We start from the raw sequence: 19,245 nt of genomic DNA on the forward strand, positions 1-19,245 counted from the left end.
TTGACCGCCTCACAGGTCACCTTCGCCCCATGCGATCCGTCATAGCAGTGATCCAACATTCGAGAGGAAATCCCCACCATGACCACCACCCAGTCACGCCTGCCCAACCCCGCCGTGCTGGTCCCCGAGCTCAAGGACATCGGCGGCGCCCTGTACAAGGCGACCGGGAACGGCGCTATCCCGCAGACCACCATCAGCCTGGTCCAGCTGCGCGTCGGCCAGATCGCCGGCAGCACGTACCTGACCGTTCTGCACACCGGCAACCTGCGCAAGGCCGGCGTCACCGAGGAGAGCATCACCGCGGTGGCCTCCTGGCGGGACGCGCCCTTCTTCACCGACGCCGAACGGGTCGCGCTGGAACTGGTCGAATCCGTGCTCACCCCGAACCCGTCCGGCGAGCGCGTCCCCGACGAGCTCTACGCCCGGGCGTCCGAGCAGTACGACGACAAGGCGCTCGCCACCCTCATCATGGCCATCGGCCAGGTCTGCTTCTTCCTCCCCCTCGCCCTCATCGGCAAGCCGCTGCCGGGTGTGTCGCCGGCGGAGCAGTGGAGGCCGTAACGCTCCAAAATGCCCAGGGCGAGGACGCGGCAACCCGTACCTCGCCCTGTCCGGGGCCAGATCAGGGCTGGGCCCACGCTCGTCCGGCACACCGACATCCCGAGGAGAAACGAGTTATGCACGCGCGGATGGCCAATCCTGCCTACCTGGTGCCGCACGCGAGCCCGGCAAGGTGATCACCGTGTTCGGCGCGGCCTCCGCGATCCCCGGCGGCGTCGCGGGGGTGGCCGCCGGCACCGGTGACCTCAACCTGTCCAACAGCGGCGACCAGGTGATCCTTCGCGAAATCGTCCGGAACGACGGTCCAGTCGATGACCTACACGTCGAGCCGGGCGAACTCCGACGGCGTGTCGAGGTCGGGCACGTCGACGGCGAGGACGCCTCAACCGGGAGCGATCCGGCTCAGGTCCTCCCAGGCCCGATAGAGATCCACCTGGGCCTTGTTCATGTCGAGGACGTGGTCGAAGGACTGGCCGCCGACGATCAGCCGCCGGGGCGGGTCGGGCAGCGCGGCCAGCTTCAGGATGACCGGGGCGGCGGTCTCGGGCTCGGGGCCGACGGCGTCGCCCCACATCGCCTCCATCTCGGCGCGCAGCGGCCCGTAGAGTGGCAGGGGTTCAGTGGCCGTGGTGCCGGTGGTGAACAGGCCGGTGTTGTAGCCGCCCATCTGGACGATGGTGACCTTGATCCCGAGCCCCTCGACCTCCATGGCCAGGGCCTCGCTGAGCGAGTCGAGCGCGGCCTTGCCCGCGCCGTAGAAGCCGACGGTCGCCATCCCGCCGCCGCTGCCCATAGAGGTGACCTGAAGCAGCCGCCCTCCTCCCCGGGCGCGCAGATGCGGGAGGACCGCCTGGGCCACCCACACCGCGCCGAAGAAGTTCACGTCGAGATGGGCCCGGATCTGTTCCTCCGTGGCCTCCTCCACCATGCCGTAGAGCAGCGTGCCGGCGTTGTTGACGACGACGTCGAGCCCGCCGAACACGGCCGCTGCGCGTTCCACCCCCTCGAACACGCCTTTACGGTCGGTGACGTCGAGCGCCATTGGGACGAGGCGGCCGTCGTGCTTCTCGGCCAGGTCCTTCAGGGGTTCGACGTCGCGGGCGATGGCGACCACGCGATCGCCCTCGGCCAGGGCGGCCTCGGCGAAAGCCCTGCCCAGGCCGCGGGACGCGCCGGTGATGAGCCACGCTCGTGCGTTCGTCACAGGTTCTCACTTTCAGTAAATGAAACGGATCGTCTCGGTTCGATAGAAGATAGGACATCTCCGCCCGACTCGCAATACGGATCGTCTCGTTTAGTCGAGCCGGTAGGGTGGCCCGCATGTCGAACGAGAAGGGGCCGGACCACTCCCGGCGCAAGGAACGGTCCCGGCAGGCGATCTTCGCGGCCACCCGCGCCCTGGTCGTCGAGGAGGCGTACGAGAAGGTGACCGTCGAGGCCATCGCCGCCCGAGCGGGCGTGGGCAAGCAGACGATCTACCGGCGCTGGCCGTCGAAGAGCGCGGTCGTCTTCGCCGCCCTACTGGCGCTGAGCGAGGACGCCGACGGCCAGTCGGTCGCCCTGCCGGACACGGGAGACCTCGAAGCGGACCTCAAGCTCGTCATGCGCGCCACGGCGGAGGAGTTCGCCGATCCGTCCTTCGACCGGCTGATCCGCGCCCTCAACACCGAGATCGCCAACGACGCCGCACTGGCGGCGGAATACCGCGAGAAACTGGCCCGCCCGCTGGAGGAGGCGAAGAAGGCCCGCCTGCGCGGCGCCCAGGAGGCGGGCCAGCTCGCCGCCGACGCCGACCTCGACCTGGTCCTCGACGTGCTCTACGCCCCGCTGTTCCAGCGCTGGCTCCACCGCAGCGGCCCCCTGACCGCCGCGTATGCGGATTCACTCGTGGACGCGACTCTCAGGGCCTTCCGTCCCTGAATCCACGACCAGGGAGCTCGGACTCGATCGGCAACCTCACCACCCTCACCACGCTGACCCTGTCCGGCAATCCGTTGGTGAGCCCGCCCGCAGAAGTGGTGGCGGCGGGGACTGTGGCGGCGCTGGGCTTCCTGTGGGCGTTGCGGCGCGGGGGTGTGGAGCGGCAGCGGTCGTCGAAGATGCTGGTCGTGGGCGAGGCCGCGGTGGGGAAGACGTCGGTGGCCAAGGCGTTGTGCCGGCTGCCCTACCATCGCGACGAGCCGCAGACCCACGGGGTCCACCTGGACCTGCTGGAGCTCGCCCACCCCGAGGATGCCGAGGCCACCATGCGGTTGAACGTGTGGGACTTCGGCGGGTAGCTGGAATACCGTGAAGTCGGGCTGGCCCGCCGCTACCCGCGCATCGCCGCCTTCGCCCGGGTGCGGAACCTGATCACCGAGCAGGCCACCGGGTTGCCGTTGATGGGCCAGCGCTGGCCGGGCACCACCAGGCCGACCGGTTGATGGCCGGCAGCGGCCTGACCGAGGAGGACGAGCGGGCGCTGCTTCGGGCGAGCCCGGCGTCGAACTGCCGGCCCTTGAGCACGCCCAGGCCGACATCCTCCGAACCACGGCCATCGACGAGAGTGCCCCGAGATGAGCACCGACAATCCTGGGCCCGGCGACGACGCGGGGTCAGCCGAGTTCCGCGGGTAGGTCACGCGAGTTGACCTTCGCGACGATCAGAGCGGGCGCGTTGGACGCCTTCGCCGTGGCGAGCGCCTGGTCGAGGGCCGCCGCAGTGGTGACGGACTGGGCGGACTGCACGCCGAGCCCGTTGGCGAACTTGACGAAGTCCCAGCGGTTGAGGACGACGTACGGCTTCGGCTGGGTGGCGGGATCGCTGAAGTAGTCGGCGTCGAGCAGGAACTGCTCGAAGGCGTAGATGCCGTTGTCGATCACGACCACGACCGGGTTGCGTGCGTAGCGGACCATGGTGGACAGCGCTTGGGCGGTCATGTGGAAGCCACCGTCGCCGCAGATGACCAGCGGGCGGCGGGTCGAGCCGAACGACGCCCCGACCGCCGCGGCCACCGAGTGTCCGATCGAGGCCCACACGGCCCCGCACAGGAAGCCGTCGCGGCCCTTGATCGGCAGGTTGGCGGCTGAATGGATGCCGAGGAAGGTGTCGGGAATCACCAGCCAGGACGGGTCCAGCGCGGCGCCGATGCGCTCGAACACCTGGCGATAGGTCAGCGGGCCCACGGCTGTGGGCGTGACCGGGTCGACGGCGGCCGGTACCGGTCGCGGCGCCGCCTTCGCGGCCTCGGTGACGAGTGCGGTGACCAGGGTGTCGAGCTGCGCGCTCTGCTTGGCGGCATTCTTGATCTTCACCTTGCCGTCGTAGGCGGTGATGATGCGGTTCGTGCCGGTGCGGATGAGCGTGGCGTAGCTGCTCGGGAACACGCAGCCGAGCATCACGAGCAGGTCGGCCTGCGCGATGGCGTTCACGGCGGGCAGCGAGTGCGGCGGGGCGTAGACGCCGACCCAGCCGTCGCCCTGCTCGGGCAACACTCCCTTGGCCGGCAACTGGACCGACCAGCGCACACCGAGCCTGGCGATCAGGTCGGCGACCTTGTCGGCGAGCCCGTGGCGCTGGATCTCGATGCCGACCAGGACCAGCGGCGACGTCGCGGCGCGCACCAGGCCGACGATCGTGCCGGCGAGTTGCTCCTCGCTGCCCACCGGCGGCTCGGTGACCGGCAGGGACCCGGAAGGGGCCGGGCAGGGCGCCGTCCAGATGTCCCTGTTGATCTCGATGTAGACCGGCCGCTTGCGCTGGACGGCGGTGGCGATCGCGGCGTCGACCACGCCCGGCACCGCGGCGGCCGTTCCGGCGCGCGTCGCGCTCGCGGTGACCAGCCTGTACGTGCTCAGGTCGTGGTCGGGCTGCCCGGTCGAGTGCGAGAACAGGACGTCGAAGTCCCTGAGGTTGGCGAGGTTGGCCGCGTTGGGGCCGCCGTTGACGATGACGACCGGGCTGCGCTCGACGAAGGCGCCGGCGATGGCGTTGACCATGCTGAGCGTGCCCGCGCCGTTGGCGACCGCGACCACGCCGAGACCCTTGGTCCGGGCGTAGCCGTCAGCCGCGTAGCCGGCCTCGAGGTCGCTCGCGGTGACGATCGGCTTGACGCCGTTTCGGCCGGCCGCGTCGAACAGCCCCGCGCAGTAGGCGGCGGGCACGCCGAACAGCGTGTCGACGCGCTGCTGGGTCAGCCTCTTGAGCACGTAGTCGGCGACGGTGAAGGCCACGATGACGCTCCAGTGCAGGCCCGCCGCGGCGGGGATCGGTCAGTCGGAGACAGAGAGCCTGGGGTCGACCAGCCGCCTGTTGCGAGGGTCATCGATGTGGTTCATGGGCATCGGCACGGGCGCCGCCTGACCGAACGCGGCGGCGATGACGTTCACCAGCTTCTTGCATTCGGCCGGGTTGAGGTCCTCGTCCTCCTTGTCCCAGTCGGTAGTGCCGCCGATGACGACGTGGTCGGAGCGCGGGAACATGTAGCCGTTGCGGCTGTAGAGGTATTGCAGGTTCGGCTGCGCCGGCAACATCGCGAGGTAGCCTCTGACCCCGACCAGCTTCGTGTCGTTCCACAGCTTCTTCGCGCCCATCCCGGTGCAGTTGACGATGATCTTTTGTGGCACCGTCGCGAAGATGTCGGCCTTGGTGGCGAAACGCTTGTCCACGAAGGTGACGCCGCGCGCCTTCAGGTCGCACTCCAGCCGCGGGAGAAAGATGGGCGGCTCGATCAGCAGCGTCTGATACAGGAATCCCGGCTGGGTGTGGTTCTGGAACGGCAGGCGGTCCAGTCGCTGGCGGGCCGGCATCAGGCAGGGCAGAAGGTTCAGCACCATGTCCAGACCGTCGGCCGGCTTGAGGCAGTAGTTGGGCCGCTCGGAGACACCGAAACCCTTGCCGATGCTGTCCTTGAAGGTCGTGTACGACGTCTTGATGATCGCCTTCAGGTCCTGCTCATTCATGGCGGTCTCGACGACGGACACGGCCCACTGGCCGCCGGCCTTGAACGACGTGGTGTCCACCGGCTTGCGATCCGCGAAGATCTTGACCTTGAGCCCCAGGTCGAGCAGCATCGTGGCGGCGGTCAGGCCCATGACACCGGCGCCGAGCACCGCGACCTCCGTCTGGGGCGAGACGGCAAGGAACTGGCTGACCATGTCCTTCACCTTGGCCGCACAGCCCCAGCTCAACGAGATGCCGGCGCCACCGTGGCCGTAGTTGTGCACGATGAACCGGCCGGACACCCGCTCGGAGTTCAGCCGGAAGGTTCCCTCGCGATAAGGCCGCACCCCGGTGACGCACGCCCCGGGCACGTTCGGATCGAAGGCGAAGTCGGGTGTCGGCAGATTGGTGAGCTCCCGCAGGTGCATCGGGCCAGCCCCCTGACTGATCGTGTCCACTTACGATTGGGGGCCGTCGGCACTCGTACCCGGCGTCGGCGACACCAGCCCCCGCCGCAACCAAGGCTTGACTCGGCGCAGGGCAGTTGTTTCTGCGGTTGCGCGAGGGCGGCGCATCGCGGGGACACGGTGACCGCCACTGCGACACATGGGCCCAGCACTTGAGGAAGTGCAGGCACCGCCGCTCGCACTGCTCCGACCAGTTCCGCGACGACGGTGGCAACGTACGTGCATAACGCCACGGCCCCGACCGGGATCGACGAACGCGACATCCGCCGGAGTCAGGGTGAAGAACCTCGCCAGCTCGTCCCTGTCAATCTCCGGGCACCTCGCCTTCACATTCACAGGAAGACGAACGCCCAGAACGATAGGTTTTCAGAATCCCTGAAGTCTCATCCATTCCTGAACAAGCCGGAGCGCCAGTGTATAAGTCCAGTTCCTGGGGTTAGATCGGCCGAAGAGGCTCCGAGGAACTCAGGGATATCTGGCGGCCCGTAGGGATCAGTCCAAGCACCGGCAGAAGCCGGTCGCGGAGCCCGACCGTGGTGTCCAGATCATGTTCCCGCTCGCGGGAACCGTGCCGCGTCCGACGACCGGATGCTGGTTACGTTCGCCGGGAACGTCCGGTTCTGGTGCCTGCTGCACGAAGTCGAGTTCCCGCTGAGCGAAAGCCGGTACCTCCAGACGGAGTGGGCGCAGAACACCGTCCTGTTCGCGTGGATGCCGGCGCGGTCGCGCGGCCACCGTCGGAGGCGAGCAGCCGTTCTCCACGTCGGTCTCCTCCGACCAGCTCACCGAGGTCCCGGCGCCGCCGGGTCCGGGCCCACCCTGCAGGCGCCGGCCTCCAGCAGGAGCGGGCGCTGCAACGCCTCCGGCGTGGCCCCGGGGTCATACGAGCCAGCCCACCCGGGTGATCCAGGCGCCTCCCACCGGTGGACCATCGTCGACCGTGGGCCACATCTTTGTGATCTTTTAGGGGCATTCGCGGGCCGTTAGCGTGGGGCAGGCCGCGCGAAGGGAGCAGCGAATGTCCGGCAATCTCAGTCTCGGTTCCGAGGCGATGAACGCATACTCCAGCATGGTGGAGTATCGCGAGGCCGATTATGTGATCTTCAAGGCCGAGGGATCGGCGATCGTCCCGGAGAACTATGTGCCCGTTTCCGATTCCGGTGAATACGATCCCGACGACCAGCCCGATCCCGATCGGTCGCCGTTCGACGAATTCCTGGCCGCACTGCCCGCCGACGAATGCCGATGGGGAATCTGCCTCGCGGACCTCGGCTCCTACGGCAGCCTCTGCAGCGACGACCCTGTTTTATATACGTGGCTGCCCGCCGCCGCCCCCGCGTCCCAGAAAGCGCTCTACGAACAGAACACGGCGGTTCTCGCGCGGGCATTCGACCTGGTGCAGATATCGCACTCGGCCGCCGACCACGCCGGCCTTTCCCACGGGGCGGTGCTGGATCGGCTGGCGGTCTCCGGTCCTCCGCGCGCGTTGCACTTTCCCGATGGGGACATCTCGTTCGGGAGGTTCGCCCCGAAGGCGGAGGAGATTGTCATGGACATCCGGCGGGACTCCGAAGCGGAGGTGATGACATTCGGGCACGCCATCTTCAAGATGAACCGGTTCTTCCTGCTGGACGTGGCGCAGACCGGCGACCCCGGCGCGCCGCACGAGGAGTTCCTCGCGGGCCTGCCCGCCGACGACTGCCGCTGGGGCGTCTACACCCTGGACATCAGCGACCTGACCGACACCCGCTCCACGTTCACCTTCTTCTTCACGTGGATTCCCCAGGACGCTCCGGAAAAGACCCGGCGCCTCTATGAAAGCGGCAGCGACGGAACCGCGATGGGCGCCTTCGAAGCCGCCGAATTCTCCCCGACGGGGAGGTTGGCCGGCAAATTCGATCAGGCCATCGACTATTTCCTGAGCACGGTCTCCGACCATTCCGCGGTCTCCCGTGAGAACTTTCACGAAAAGGCCCGCCGCATCTTCAAGCCGACCGAAGGGGAGAAGATGGAGGACTACTGGGCGGAGAAGAAGTTCAGGGACGAGGCCAGGGCCGCGGAGCAGGAGGCCCACATCATCGAGGGCGAGGCGGAGGAAGGCGGCCTGTACCGCTGAGGGCGCCCGACCCTCAAATCCTCAAAGGGCGGCTAAAAGCTCCCTTCCCGTTACGGCTCCGCCGGGCCGGCCCCGACCACCGCGCCCGGCCCAGGCTCGTATCCGGCGCTCACCACCCGCTCCCGGCCGCCCACTGTCACGGCCAGGTGAGACCATTGACCGGGCAACTCGTCGTTGACGCCAGCTCCGGACAGTCGCCGCGGCAGCTGATGCGGGAGGAGCGGTCGTGTGGTCATCCCCACATATTAGTTGCTTCACGAAGGAAGTAATGTACTTTTTTGACGAAGCAACTATTGCTCGGGGAGACTCCGATGGGATCACTGGACGGGAAGATCGTGATCGTCGGGCCCAGCCGCCGATGCCACGGCCCGCCCGTCCCGGTGCCCAGGCCGAACTCCAGCAGCCCGGCCGCGAACTGCTCGACACCCTGATCGGAAACACCCGATGAGCTCTCCGCACCGCCCGCTCAGCGCGTTCATCCCCTACACCTCCGCCAAATTCGCCGCACGATGGCGGACGAGCCGTGCCGCAAACCGCGGACGGCGCCCGCCCGCTGGCCGCCGGCTTGTTGACGGGCGGCCACTACGTTGTCACGCACGATCTTCGTCGTTGGGTGATCGGTTCCTAGGATGCGTTCACAGTCGGCCAGGGTCTGCTCATACAAGGGGACGGCCCGGCCCAGATCACCGGCCTCCCGGTAGGCGTAGGCGAGGTTGTTGCGGAATTGCAGGGCGTCGGGGTGGTCACCGCCCAGCACCCGCACGATCAGGGTGTGGGGCCTGGCCATGCCGTCCGATCCATATGCCACGATCTGCGCACTGCCCGGGCGGGCATTCACCGTCGAAGAATGGGCGCAGTACCTACCGGGCCAGGATCCACAGGACACCTGTCCCCGACCGGCTGGGTCAGTGTCCGGGGCCGCCGGGCAGATGTAGCGGCTCGATACCGGCACGGGTCACATCTCCAGTACGAGTTGGTCGTCGGCGTCCACGCGGACCGGGTAGACCGTGAGCGGCGGCTGCCCGGTGGTGGAGCACCCGGTGCTGAGGTCGAAGGTGTGCTGGTGCAGCGGGCAGACGACGAGCCGCCGGTCGACCAGCCCGTCGGCGAGCGGGCCGCCGGCGTGCGGGCACACGGCGGACACCGCGCGGACACCGCCGCCGCGGAGCCGGAAGACGGCGATCATGAGGTCCCCCACGGCGTACGCCCGGCCCTCGCCGACCGGGATGTCGTCCAGCGGCCCGAGCCGGTGCCCGGTCGTCATGCCGGCCATCACGCCTCCCATTCCGGCGAGCCGGCCGTCGGCACCACCGGCCCCGGAGTGCCGGCCGGTACGGACTCCCGCACCGGCACCCTCGGCTGTTCGATCAGCGGCAGCGATGGGCGGAACTGTCCGGGTGTGACCGGCGCGGCCCGTTCCCGCCACGGATCCCGGTACGCCGCCACCGCCCTCGCCATCGCGGCGTCCAGGTCGGCGGCGATGCCGTCGGAGTCGTCCACGACGATCCGGCGGAGTCGCTCGATGCCGACCCTCGGGACGAACGCGTACGTGCGTTCGAGCCAGTTGGCGTTCTCCCGGTAGTACTGGAGGAACCGCCCGGTCAGCGTGATCACCTCGTCGGCGGAGCCGACGGTGGCCAGCAGGTCGCCCTTGCGCACGTGGGCCCCGGCCGCGCCGCCGACGTAGATCTCCCACTTGCCGCCGTCGATGGCCACCACACCCAGGTCCTTGACGTACGCCTCGGCGCAGTTGCGCGGACAGCCGGTGACGGCCAGCTTCATCTTGCCCGGCCCCTCGACGCCCTGGTAGCGCTCCTCGATGGCGATGCCCAGCGCGGTTGAGTCCCCCACCCCGAAGCGGCAGAATTCCGAGCCCACGCAGGTCTTCACCGTGCGGAAGCTCTTGCCGTACGCGTACCCGGACGGCATGTCCAGGTCGGCCCAGATCTCCGGCAGTTTCTCCTTCGGGACGCCGAGCAGGTCGATGCGCTGGCCACCGGTCAGCTTCACCATCGGCACGCCGTACTTGTCGGCGACGTCGGCGATCCTGCGCAGCTGGGCCGGAGTGGTGACACCACCCTTCATCTGCGGCACCACGGAGAACGTCCCGTCGCGCTGGATGTTGGCGTGCACCCGGTCGTTGATGAACCGGGCGTCGCGCTCGTCCACGTACTCGTCGTCCCACATCATCTTGAGCAGCGACGCCAGGCCCATCTTGCTCCTGGCGTCCTCCTCGCCGCCCGGCGCCAGCGTGGCGAAGACCGCCGAGACCGACTTCAGCCCGCGCTCACGGATGACCCTCATCAGTTCCGGCTTGGGCATCGGCACGCCGGGGACGTACCAGGAGGCCGCGGGGTCCTCCTCGATCGCTCCTCCGGCGGCCCACTCGACGATCTGCGCGACCAGGCCCTTGCAGGTGCCGCAGCCCTTGCCGGCCCTGGTCTGGTCCACCACCCCGGTGACCGTCTTGACGCCGTCGGCCACGCAGGCCGTGATCATGCCCTTGGAGACGCCGTTGCAGTTGCAGACCTGGGCGTCGTCGGCCAGCTCGGCGGCGCTTACCTCGGCGGGCGGCGCGCCGAGGTCGAACATCAGCTCCAGCCGTTCCTCCGGCAGCGGCAGCCCGCGGTCGAACGCCTGCATCAGGAACGCGACCTTCCTGACGTCGCCGATCAGGGTGGCGCCGACCAGCCGGCCGTCCCGGATGATGACGCTCTTGTAGACGCCCTTCTTCCGCTCGCTGAAGACCAGCGTCTCGTCGTCCTCCCGCTCCGGCTCCTTCAGGCCCATCGCCGCGACGTCGACACCGGCCACCTTGAGCTTCGTCGCGACCCGCGAGCCGTGATAGGCGGCCTGCGGGTTCCGTCCCGTGATGTGGTCGGCCAGCACTCTGGCCTGGTCCCACAGCGGCGCGACCAGCCCGTACGTCTGGCCGCGGTGCTGCACGCACTCGCCGACGGCGTAGATGTCCGGCTCGTCCAGGCAGCGCATCTGGTCGTCGACGACGACGCCGCGCTCGACCTCCAGCCCGCTGGCCTCCGCGACCTCGACGTTGGCCCGGATGCCGGCGGCGACCACCACCACATCGCACGGGATGTGCCGGCCGTCGGCGAGCTTGATGCCGGTGACCGTGTGCTTGCCGAGGATCTCGGTGGTGCGCGCACCGGTGACCACTTCGATGCCGAGCCGTTCGACGCCGCGCCGCAGGATCTCGCCGGCCTGCGGGTCGAGCTGCGCGTTCATGAGATGCCCGGCGGCGTGCACCAGCGTCACGTGGCTGACGTGGTTCTGCAGGCCGCGCGCGGCCTCCAGGCCGAGCAGGCCGCCGCCGATCACCACGGCGCGTTCGTGCTCGCGGGTGTACCGCATCATGGCGCGGGTGTCGTCGAGCGTGCGGAACGCGAAGACGCCCTGGTGGAAGCCGCGGCCGGGCCGGCTGATCCCGGGGATCGGCGGGACGTGCGCGCGGCTGCCGGTGGCGATGATCAGCTTGTCGTACGGCGTGACGGTGCCGTCGTCGGCGTACACGCGCTTCGCGTACTTGTCGATGCGGGCGATCCGGCGGCCGGAGTGCAGAGTGATGCCGTTGGCCGCGTACCACGCCAGGTCGTTGAGGAAGATCCCGGACTCCTCCTCGACGCCGGCGAGGAGGTTGGACAGCATGATCCGGTTGTAGTTGCCGTACGGTTCGTCGCCGAACATCGTGATGGTGAACTGATCGCCGCCGCCGCGGGCCAGGATCTCCTCGACGGTGCGGGCGCCGGCCATCCCGTTGCCGATGACCACGAGTCGCCGCCTCATCAGACCTCCATCAGGCCCAGATCGGCCACGACCATCCCGGTGACCCCCGGTGGAGCGGAGAGGTAGAGCTCTACGGCCGTGCCGGAATCGAGGTCCTCGACGACGCGCAGCGGGATGTGCACGTCGGACTTCGCGCCGATCGGGAACCAGCGCATCGGCTTGCCGTCGCGCATCAGCACCACACAGATCAGCTCGTCGCTGGAGTTGCCGCCGCGGAAGTAGACCGCCTGGGCGGAGGTCCCGGCCGGTACGACGTAGCTGAGCGCGCCATCGAGCGGCACCGGCTGGTCGAGTCCCTTGCCCTCGAAGGTGAACACGCCTTGCAGGAAGCGGGGTGTGGAGTGCACTTGTCTGGTCCCTTCGTCGATGGAGGCGATCGCGACCGCGCACGCCTTGAACGCGGGCATCTTGGAGTGCGGGTCCAGGGCCGGGTTGGTGAGGAGGTTGGCGCCGACCCAGTGGAAGGGGGCGAAGACGGTGTCCGGCCGGATGCCGGGATCGAGCCTGGCCCGGAACACCGCCCGGCCGCGGCGGCTGCGCAACTCCACCGTGTCGCCGTCCGCGACGCCGTGCCGGCGGGCCAGATCGGGGTGCATCTCGGCGCGTGGTCCCGGCAGGGCGTCGGCCAGGGCGCTCACCCGCCTGGTCTGGTTGCCGCTCTGGTACTGCTGCATGTTGCGGCCGGTGGTCAGCACGTACGGGTAGTCGCGGTCCGGCAGCTCGTCCGGGTCGCGGTGTTCGACGCGGACGAACCGGGCCCGGCCGTCGGGCGTGGGGAAACGGTCGGCGAACAGCCGCGGCGTACCGGGATGGTCGTCGGCCGGGCAGGGCCAGAACACGCCCTGCTCCGCCTCGATCCGCTCGTAGCTGATGCCCGCGTAGTCGGCGATTCCGCCCGCGCTGGCCCGCCGCAGCTCGTCGAAGACGGTGCGCGGATCCGCGCTGAAGTACCGTCCGCGGCCCAGCAGCCCGGCCAGGTCGGTCAGCGTCTCCAGGTCGGTGCGGACCCCGGGCGGCGGCGTCAGGGCCCGCTTGCGGCGCAGCACGCGACCCTCCAGGTTGGTCATCGTGCCCTCCTCCTCGGCCCACTGGGCGGTCGGAAGCACGACGTCGGCCATGGCCGCGGTCTCGGACAGGAAGATGTCCGAGACGACCAGCAGGTCGAGGGCCTTCAGCCGGTCGGCGACCCGGTTGGCGTCCGGCGCCGAGACAACGATGTTGCTGGCCAGCACGAGCAACACCTTGACTCCGCCGTCGGTGCCGAGACGGTCGAGCATCTCGTACGCGGACCTGCCCGGCCGCGGCAGCTCGTCCGGGTCGACGCGCCACACGGCGGCGACGTGCGCCCGCGCGGCCGGATCGTCCAGCCGCCGGTAGCCGGGCAACTGGTCCGCCTTCTGCCCGTGCTCGCGGCCGCCCTGCCCGTTGCCCTGCCCGGTGATCGTCCCGTACCCGGAGTACGGCCTGCCGATCAGGCCGAGGGCCAGGGCCAGATTCAGGTACGCCTGGGCCGTGTCCGTGCCGCTGCTGTGCTGCTCAGCGCCGCGCGCGGTGAGGATCATCGCCGGACCACCGCCGGCCAGCAGCCGGGCCGTCTCGCGCAGGTTCGCCTCAGGCACCCCCGTCATCCGCTCCACCCGGCCCGGCCAATACGGATTGGTCGCCGCGCGGACGGCCTCGAAGCCGGTGGTCCGGTCTCGGATGTAGGCGTCGTCGATCAGGCCCTCGCGGATCGCTATGTGCAGCAGGCCGTTGGCCAGCGCCAGGTCCGTGCCGGGCAGCGGTTGCAGGTGCAGGTACGCGTCGGCCGCGGTGGCTGTCCTGCGCGGGTCCACCACGATGTGCTTGGCGCCGGCGGCCCGCCCCGCGTGCAGGTACTGCATGGACGGCGGCATCGCGTCCGCCGGGTTGGCGCCGACCAGCAGCACGGTCCGGGCCTCGGCGATGTCCGCCACCGGGAACGGCAGCCCCCGGTCCACCCCGAGCGCGCGGTTGGCCGCGGTGGCCGCCGACGACATGCAGAACCGGCCGTTGTAGTCGATCGCCGACGACCGCAGCGCCACCCGGACGAACTTGCCGAGCGTGTACGCCTTCTCGTTGGTCAGCCCGCCTCCGCCGAAGGCGCCGACGCTGTCAGGGCCGTACCGCCGCTGTGTGGCCTCGATCGTGCCGGCGATCAGCGTGAGCGCCTCGTCCCAGCCGGCCTCCCGCAGGGGGCTCGTACGGTCGCCGGGCACCTCGCGGACCAGCGGGGTGACCAGCCGGTCGGGGTGGTGAAGCAGCTCGGCGGCCGTCCAGCCTTTCGCGCACAGCCCGCCCCGGTTGACCGGGAAGTCGGTCGGGCCCAGGCGGACCGACCCGTTCTCCGTGGTCAGCGCGATCCCGCATTGCAGAGCGCAGTAGGGACAGTGCGTCTCGGTGGCCCGCATGTCGCGCATGCTCGCAGCGCGTTGTTACCCGCGGTCTCCTGCGAAATGTCGGCCAGGTTGACAACATTTACGCGGCCGTGCAGGTGAATGTGAGTCGCGGCGTCGCGTCCAGGTCTCGCACCTGCTTGGGCGGCGGCGCCCAGGGTCTGCGACCTGCGCCTGGCCCGGAATACCGGGGTAAGCGAGCTGAAGATTTTCCATAGGCGCATACCGCAGATGACGGCGGTGCTGGACCGCATCCGGGTGCCACGCATGTCCGCAGGCCGGCCCAGGACCCGCCCGGTCAGCGTCGCGGCCGACAAGGCATACAGCTCCCGGGCCAACCGCTCCTATCTGCGCCACCGCAAGATCCGGCACACCATTCCCGAGCCCGCCGACCAGATGGCGCATCGCCGTCGGCGCGGGTCGGCCGGCGGCCGACCGACCGGATTCGATCCCGCCCGCTACGCCCGCCGCAACGTGGTCGAGCGGGCGATCAACAGGCTCAAACAGTTCCGGGCGGTGGTCACCCGCTACGACTGTGCGGATCGAAGTGTGCCGCCTCGGGTGGTGGTCTGACCCGCGTTACGACTGGCCCGCGTGCGTTTGATCTGTCGGCCATCACCCGGGACGCCGCTCGCTGCCGCCGGACCGGGCGGGCGTGTCCCGATAGGGGCCTTGCTGCGAACAAGCGCGCCATCACAGTCCTGACCGCTCACCTCGATCCGTCGGCCAGCCCGCATCCCGGACCACCAGGAGTCAGGCCGCCCATGCTCAGCATCCCCCGCGACAGCGACTTCATCCAAGATCATGACGCCGAGACCGTCGTCCTGGGCGTCGACACCCACAAGGACACCCACGTGGCGGCCGTCGTCAGCACCACCGGCCGTTCACGCGGCAGCCGCAGTTTCCCGGCCACCGCCACCGGCTACCGGGACCTGCTGGACTGGGCCGCCGACTTCGGCACGCTGCGACGCGCCGGAGTGGAGGGCACCAGCTCCTACGGCACCGCCCTGACCAGGCACCTGCACGCCGCCGGTCTTCAGGTGCTGGAGGCCAACCAGCCCGACAAAGCCGAACGCCGACGGCGCGGCAAGACCGACGCGATCGACGCGGAACCGCAGCACGTGCGGTGCTGTCGGGACGAGCCAGTGCCACCGCCAAGACCGGCGACGGTCCCGTGGAAATGATCCGGCTGTTCAAAACAGCCAAGGAATCAGCGATCAAATCCCGCGCCCAGGCCATCTACCAGCTCAAAGCCGTCCTGGTGCGCGCAGATCCCGCCCTGCGCGAACACCTGACGGGCTTCAGCAACCCCAAGCTCATCCGAGCCTGCGCCCAATTCCCGCTCGGTCCCGTCACCACCTCCAAGGCCGCCGCCGCTTACACCCTGCGCTCGCTGGCCCAGCGGATCATCCACCTCACTGTTGAGATCGATGACCTCAACACCCAGATCACCGCGGCGATCAACAGCCATCAGCCACACCTGCGGGCGGCGCTGGGCGTTCCGGTGGGCCTGCCGGCGACGAGGTGGATGGCCGAACTCGGCGCGTTCACCCTTCGGACCGACACCGAGCTGCTGTTGAAGAGCCGCCGGGTCGTACCCGGCCGCCTGGTCGCCGCAGGCTTCGCCTTCGACCACCCCGACTGGGTGGGAGCGGTCGAGGACCTGGTCCGGAGGGCTCGCGGGTGAGTGCCGGGGTTCCCTGCCCCAAGCTTGGTGGTCGCGCTGGACGTGGTCGCGCTGGATGTACATGTCCGCCAAATCGTGGGCGTCGACGATAAGGAACTCCCTCGACGCGCGGCCGGAGTACTTGAGGGGAAGGCGGGCTGCAAACGGCGGCGAACCTGGCCCAACTGGTCGGCGTCATCCCAGGGGTTCCGACGTTGCTGATGCCGTTATGGCTGGGGCGTCGACGAGCTCGACCGGGCGCTCCGCCGGTTCGCGTGCCTACAGGGGGTAAGCGCTGCGTTCACGTGAGACCGATGAACTCGATGCGTCCCAAGAAATAGGCCGCCTTCAACCCCTCAGGTCCGGCCAGTTCGCGGATCTCCTCAGCGGCCTCGGTGTGCCGTGATTCCACGACGTCCGGCACCAGCGGCCCCAGTTCGGGATCGAGGCGCGACGCCTCCACGAACTCGGCGGTCAGCAGCTCCACCACCTCCTCTGTCAGTACCCGCCCTCCGGGCACCGCTTCGGCCTTCTGCAGGTAGGCCGGGTGCGCCAGCCGGTGCAGAAGCTCATGCGTCAGCAACCGGTAGAGGTGCCCAGGCCATGCCTCCTCCGGCCCCCATCCGGTCCCGGGCACGGATGCGGGAACGTATGTCCACGTCCCGGTCGTCACATGGGCCGGAGAGTTGGCCAGCAGTACGCCGAGGGCCGGGTCGTCCCACTGTTCGCCGGGCTCGGCCGGGTAACCGAACTCGTCGCGGAGCAGGGCCAGCCGGTGGGCGGGGGTGTCGTCGCGGGCCCCGGCGTCGGCGATGCTGCGGGCGAAGTCGAATCCGTCGTGCAGCGGGCCGTCGGGGCAGACGGCGGCGTGGAGCGGACCGTCGTCCCGCATCCATCGCTGCAGGGAGGAGGCCACGCCTTCCAGCCAGGTCAGGTCTGTGAGCCGGATGGGAGCCTCCCACCAGGCCGCCCGTTCGGTCAGTGTGCGGGCCAGCGCCACGCGGGTGGGCCGGGGAGGCGCGGTCTGGTGGATACGGGTCAGCCTGGCTGTGGTGGCGTCGTCAGGTGGGGTGAGCGTGGCAGGAAGGGTCGCCTCCAGCATGCCGGACACCGACATGACCTCCCGTTCGAAGTACCGTCCTGCCGTGCCGGGATCGAATCGGCGGCGAGGCGCCCGGTCGACCAGCAGGGCGGCGGCCCGGAAGGTGTCGAACTGCGGCCCGGCCTTCTCGGCGGCCTTGGCGATGAGGTCCATGGCGTGCAAGATCCAGCGGCGTTCGCCCGGGTCGGCCCGGGCGACCTCGCCCCATCGGGACGGGACCGCCAGTTCCCCGCGCCGCAGTCTGCTCTCCAGGTCGAGGAAGGTTTGTTCCTCGTCCTCCGGGCCGGTCGGCGTGCCGCGTTTGGTCTTGCTCAAGGTGGTCTTGCTCAAGCTCATGCCGGCTCCGTTCATTGCAGGCCGATGGCCGGCATCACGCCGAGAAAGTAGGCCGCTTGCACATTGCCCAGGGTGGTGATCTTGGCGAGCATGAACGCGTCCTTACCGGCCTTGCCGTAGCCCGGGGAAAGGAGGCTCGCGGGTGGTTCCGCGAAGGGCCGGTCGCCGAGCACTGCCCGGGCGACCCGGTCGTCGGCCCGGGCGTGGTCGACGAGCAGCTTGAAGTACACCGTCGCGATGAGCTCGGTGACCCCCTCGTCGAGGACCTGCCGGTAGCCGATGGTCTTGGCCGCGTCGTGGAAGTTCTGGTGGGTGAGGAAGTGCATGAATTCGTGGATCAGGGTGTGGACCTGCTCCCAAATGAAATCGACCTTGGATACGCCGATTCTGAAGAACGGCTGGATGCGGGTGACCCGGCCCGGTGAGTGGGAGGCGGTCAGCCGGACCACCTTGATCAGATCGGGGACGAATTCCTGGTCGTCCATCATTTCCAGCAGCAGCTCCTCGCGGAGTTTCGTGTCGGCTTCGCGGTTCGGGTTGTAGTTCGCCGCGACGTAGGGGGCGCCCCACTTCTCGTCCCAGCCGACCAGGTCGCCGCGGTTACGCAACCAGCCGAGCTGGCCGCCGTAACCGGCCACCTTGCTCAGGGTGCTCTCGATCATGTCCCCGTACACGAACCCGGTGTGGTAGCGGCTGTCGGGCGAGGCCAGCGCGAACACGGGGAAGCGATCGCTCATCCAGCCCTGGATGTAGTTGGCCACAGCACGGATGTCCTCCAGCGGCCGGGCGTCGGCCGGTGCCCCCGTGGCGGTCTGCCACTGTGACAGCTCACCCTGCACCACCGCCTTGAGCTGCTTGACCAGCTGCACCTTCAGCACGTCCGGCTTCAGGGGGCCGATCTCCGGCGGCGTGAACTTGCTGCCCTTGGCGGGGCTCCGACCGGGGTTGTAGATGGCGTCGAGCTGCTGGACATGCTCCTCCTGGAGCGTCTTGATCGTGCTGAGCACGTGGGCCTGGAGCCAGCCACTCACCTGGACGACCTGCTGCGGGAAACGTGGGTCGGCGACAGCAACTCGGCAGTCGGCCTTGACGCAGAAGTCGCGCAGGCGGGCTACCGCCGGCCCCACCCCGTGCAGTCGGCGAATCGATTCCCGGTTGCTCGTCAGGAGGCACAGGGCGGACATGAACCAGGCGACGGCTACCGGGTCGCCCCTGAACGCCTGGGCGATGAGAGCCTCCCCCACCCGGACGGCTTTGCCGGACAGCTGTGACAGCTGGGCGTCGATGTACTCCCCCTCGCCGCCCTTCGGCACCCGCATCGCGTCGGTCAGGTCGACCGGCACGGTGAGCGTTCCGATGGTCAGATCGGAACGCTTCCCAGGCCGGGAAGGGAATTCGAGTTCGAGCTCTCGGAGAATGGCGTCGATTGCGTTGACGTCGTGCACCGGGTCCTGCCGGGGGGCCGTCCGGCTCCGCGTGGTGGTGGTCGTCGTCACCTGCTGCTCCGGGCTCGGCGACACGGGGCGGGTGGAGCCGGGAGAGGGACGGCGAGAGGACGGTGAGGAGGAGGACTGTGGTCGCGGCAGTGGCCTCGAATCGTTGTCGTCCTGCTCCAGGTTTTTCTCCGGCTTGGAGCCCTTGAGCTTCCCCGACTTCTTCTTACGGAACATAGATCTCCCGTGTGGGCGAGGGGTTACGTGAGGCCGATGGCCGGCATTGCGCCGAGGAAGTAGGTGGCACAACCATTGCGCGGGGCGGCGGTCGGGGTCGAGGTCGCGGATGAATGACCGCGAACGCGGCCGTCATCCGGGCCAGATGGCGCCCTAGGACGGAAGATCGGCGTCGTCCTGCCTGATGCGTCG

General features: G+C 69.1%; 14 protein-coding genes and 2 pseudogenes. 7 read left to right on the plus strand and 9 right to left on the minus strand.

Annotated features, from left to right (window positions below; genetic code table 11):
- Positions 1–78: 78 nt before the first annotated feature.
- Positions 79–561: a carboxymuconolactone decarboxylase family protein gene (locus FDA94_RS00955; RefSeq protein ID WP_137245087.1), complete on the plus strand. Its 483-nt coding sequence runs from the start codon at positions 79–81 to the stop codon at positions 559–561.
- A gap of 382 nt (positions 562–943) precedes the next feature.
- On the opposite strand, the gene FDA94_RS00965 is transcribed toward FDA94_RS00955, so the two are convergent.
- A complete protein-coding gene (locus FDA94_RS00965) occupies positions 944–1,765 on the minus strand; it encodes an SDR family NAD(P)-dependent oxidoreductase (RefSeq protein ID WP_137245088.1) in 822 nt (273 codons plus the stop codon).
- A 116-nt stretch (positions 1,766–1,881) separates the two neighbouring features.
- Between FDA94_RS00965 and FDA94_RS00970 the strand changes: the two genes are divergently transcribed.
- Together FDA94_RS00970 and FDA94_RS00975 are read left to right on the plus strand one after the other, a co-directional pair.
- Positions 1,882–2,481, plus strand: coding sequence for a TetR/AcrR family transcriptional regulator (locus tag FDA94_RS00970; protein ID WP_137245089.1), 600 nt, complete (start codon positions 1,882–1,884; stop codon positions 2,479–2,481).
- A 77-nt stretch (positions 2,482–2,558) separates the two neighbouring features.
- Positions 2,559–2,840, plus strand: a complete 282-nt coding sequence (locus tag FDA94_RS00975; RefSeq protein WP_137245090.1) for a P-loop NTPase family protein — start codon at positions 2,559–2,561, stop codon at positions 2,838–2,840.
- 315 nt (positions 2,841–3,155) lie between these two features.
- Here FDA94_RS00975 and FDA94_RS00980 read toward each other — a convergent pair whose 3' ends face one another.
- Positions 3,156–4,772, minus strand: a complete 1,617-nt coding sequence (locus tag FDA94_RS00980; protein ID WP_137245091.1) for a thiamine pyrophosphate-dependent enzyme — start codon at positions 4,770–4,772, stop codon at positions 3,156–3,158.
- Between the two features lie 39 nt (positions 4,773–4,811).
- Entirely contained in the window at positions 4,812–5,909 is a 1,098-nt protein-coding gene (locus FDA94_RS00985) for an FAD-dependent oxidoreductase (RefSeq protein ID WP_137245092.1), read from the minus strand.
- A 1,057-nt stretch (positions 5,910–6,966) separates the two neighbouring features.
- On the opposite strand from FDA94_RS00985, the gene FDA94_RS00995 reads away from it, so the two are divergent.
- On the plus strand, positions 6,967–8,064 hold the full coding sequence (locus tag FDA94_RS00995; protein WP_137245093.1) for a hypothetical protein: 1,098 nt from the start codon (positions 6,967–6,969) through the stop codon (positions 8,062–8,064).
- A 475-nt stretch (positions 8,065–8,539) separates the two neighbouring features.
- Here FDA94_RS00995 and FDA94_RS01000 read toward each other — a convergent pair whose 3' ends face one another.
- From FDA94_RS01000 to FDA94_RS01015, 4 genes and pseudogenes are all read right to left on the minus strand, one after another.
- Entirely contained in the window at positions 8,540–8,851 is a 312-nt protein-coding gene (locus tag FDA94_RS01000) for a tetratricopeptide repeat protein (RefSeq protein WP_137245094.1), read from the minus strand.
- Between the two features lie 168 nt (positions 8,852–9,019).
- Positions 9,020–9,337 (minus strand): Rieske (2Fe-2S) protein, encoded by a 318-nt coding sequence (locus FDA94_RS01005; RefSeq protein ID WP_137245095.1) that lies wholly within the window; start codon positions 9,335–9,337, stop codon positions 9,020–9,022.
- Complete coding sequence (nirB, locus tag FDA94_RS01010) at positions 9,337–11,865, minus strand: nitrite reductase large subunit NirB (RefSeq protein WP_137245096.1); 2,529 nt, start codon at positions 11,863–11,865, stop codon at positions 9,337–9,339. The genes FDA94_RS01005 and nirB overlap by 1 nt, the downstream gene beginning before the upstream one ends.
- Positions 11,866–12,224: 359 nt before the next feature.
- A pseudogene (locus FDA94_RS01015) lies at positions 12,225–14,294 on the minus strand (molybdopterin oxidoreductase family protein); the annotation flags it as partial.
- A 210-nt stretch (positions 14,295–14,504) separates the two neighbouring features.
- On the opposite strand from FDA94_RS01015, the pseudogene FDA94_RS01020 reads away from it, so the two are divergent.
- The 3 genes and pseudogenes from FDA94_RS01020 to FDA94_RS40240 all read left to right on the plus strand — a co-directional run.
- Positions 14,505–14,813 (plus strand): annotated as a pseudogene (locus FDA94_RS01020) (IS5/IS1182 family transposase); the annotation flags it as partial.
- A 230-nt stretch (positions 14,814–15,043) separates the two neighbouring features.
- Positions 15,044–15,463 (plus strand): IS110 family transposase, encoded by a 420-nt coding sequence (locus FDA94_RS01025; protein ID WP_137245098.1) that lies wholly within the window; start codon positions 15,044–15,046, stop codon positions 15,461–15,463.
- A complete protein-coding gene (locus FDA94_RS40240) occupies positions 15,460–15,966 on the plus strand; it encodes a DUF1731 domain-containing protein (protein WP_246059437.1) in 507 nt (168 codons plus the stop codon). Before FDA94_RS01025 ends, FDA94_RS40240 begins: the two co-directional genes overlap by 4 nt.
- Before the next feature lie 280 nt (positions 15,967–16,246).
- On the opposite strand, the gene FDA94_RS01035 is transcribed toward FDA94_RS40240, so the two are convergent.
- Both FDA94_RS01035 and FDA94_RS01040 read right to left on the minus strand, forming a co-directional pair.
- Positions 16,247–17,383 (minus strand): hypothetical protein, encoded by a 1,137-nt coding sequence (locus FDA94_RS01035; RefSeq protein WP_137245099.1) that lies wholly within the window; start codon positions 17,381–17,383, stop codon positions 16,247–16,249.
- Positions 17,384–17,394: 11 nt separating this feature from the next.
- Positions 17,395–18,879, minus strand: a complete 1,485-nt coding sequence (locus tag FDA94_RS01040; RefSeq protein ID WP_137245100.1) for a hypothetical protein — start codon at positions 18,877–18,879, stop codon at positions 17,395–17,397.
- Positions 18,880–19,245 lie beyond the last annotated feature (366 nt).

This window comes from Herbidospora galbida, assembly GCF_005233835.1.
In the GTDB taxonomy this organism is placed as follows: Bacteria; Actinomycetota; Actinomycetes; order Streptosporangiales; family Streptosporangiaceae; genus Herbidospora; species Herbidospora galbida.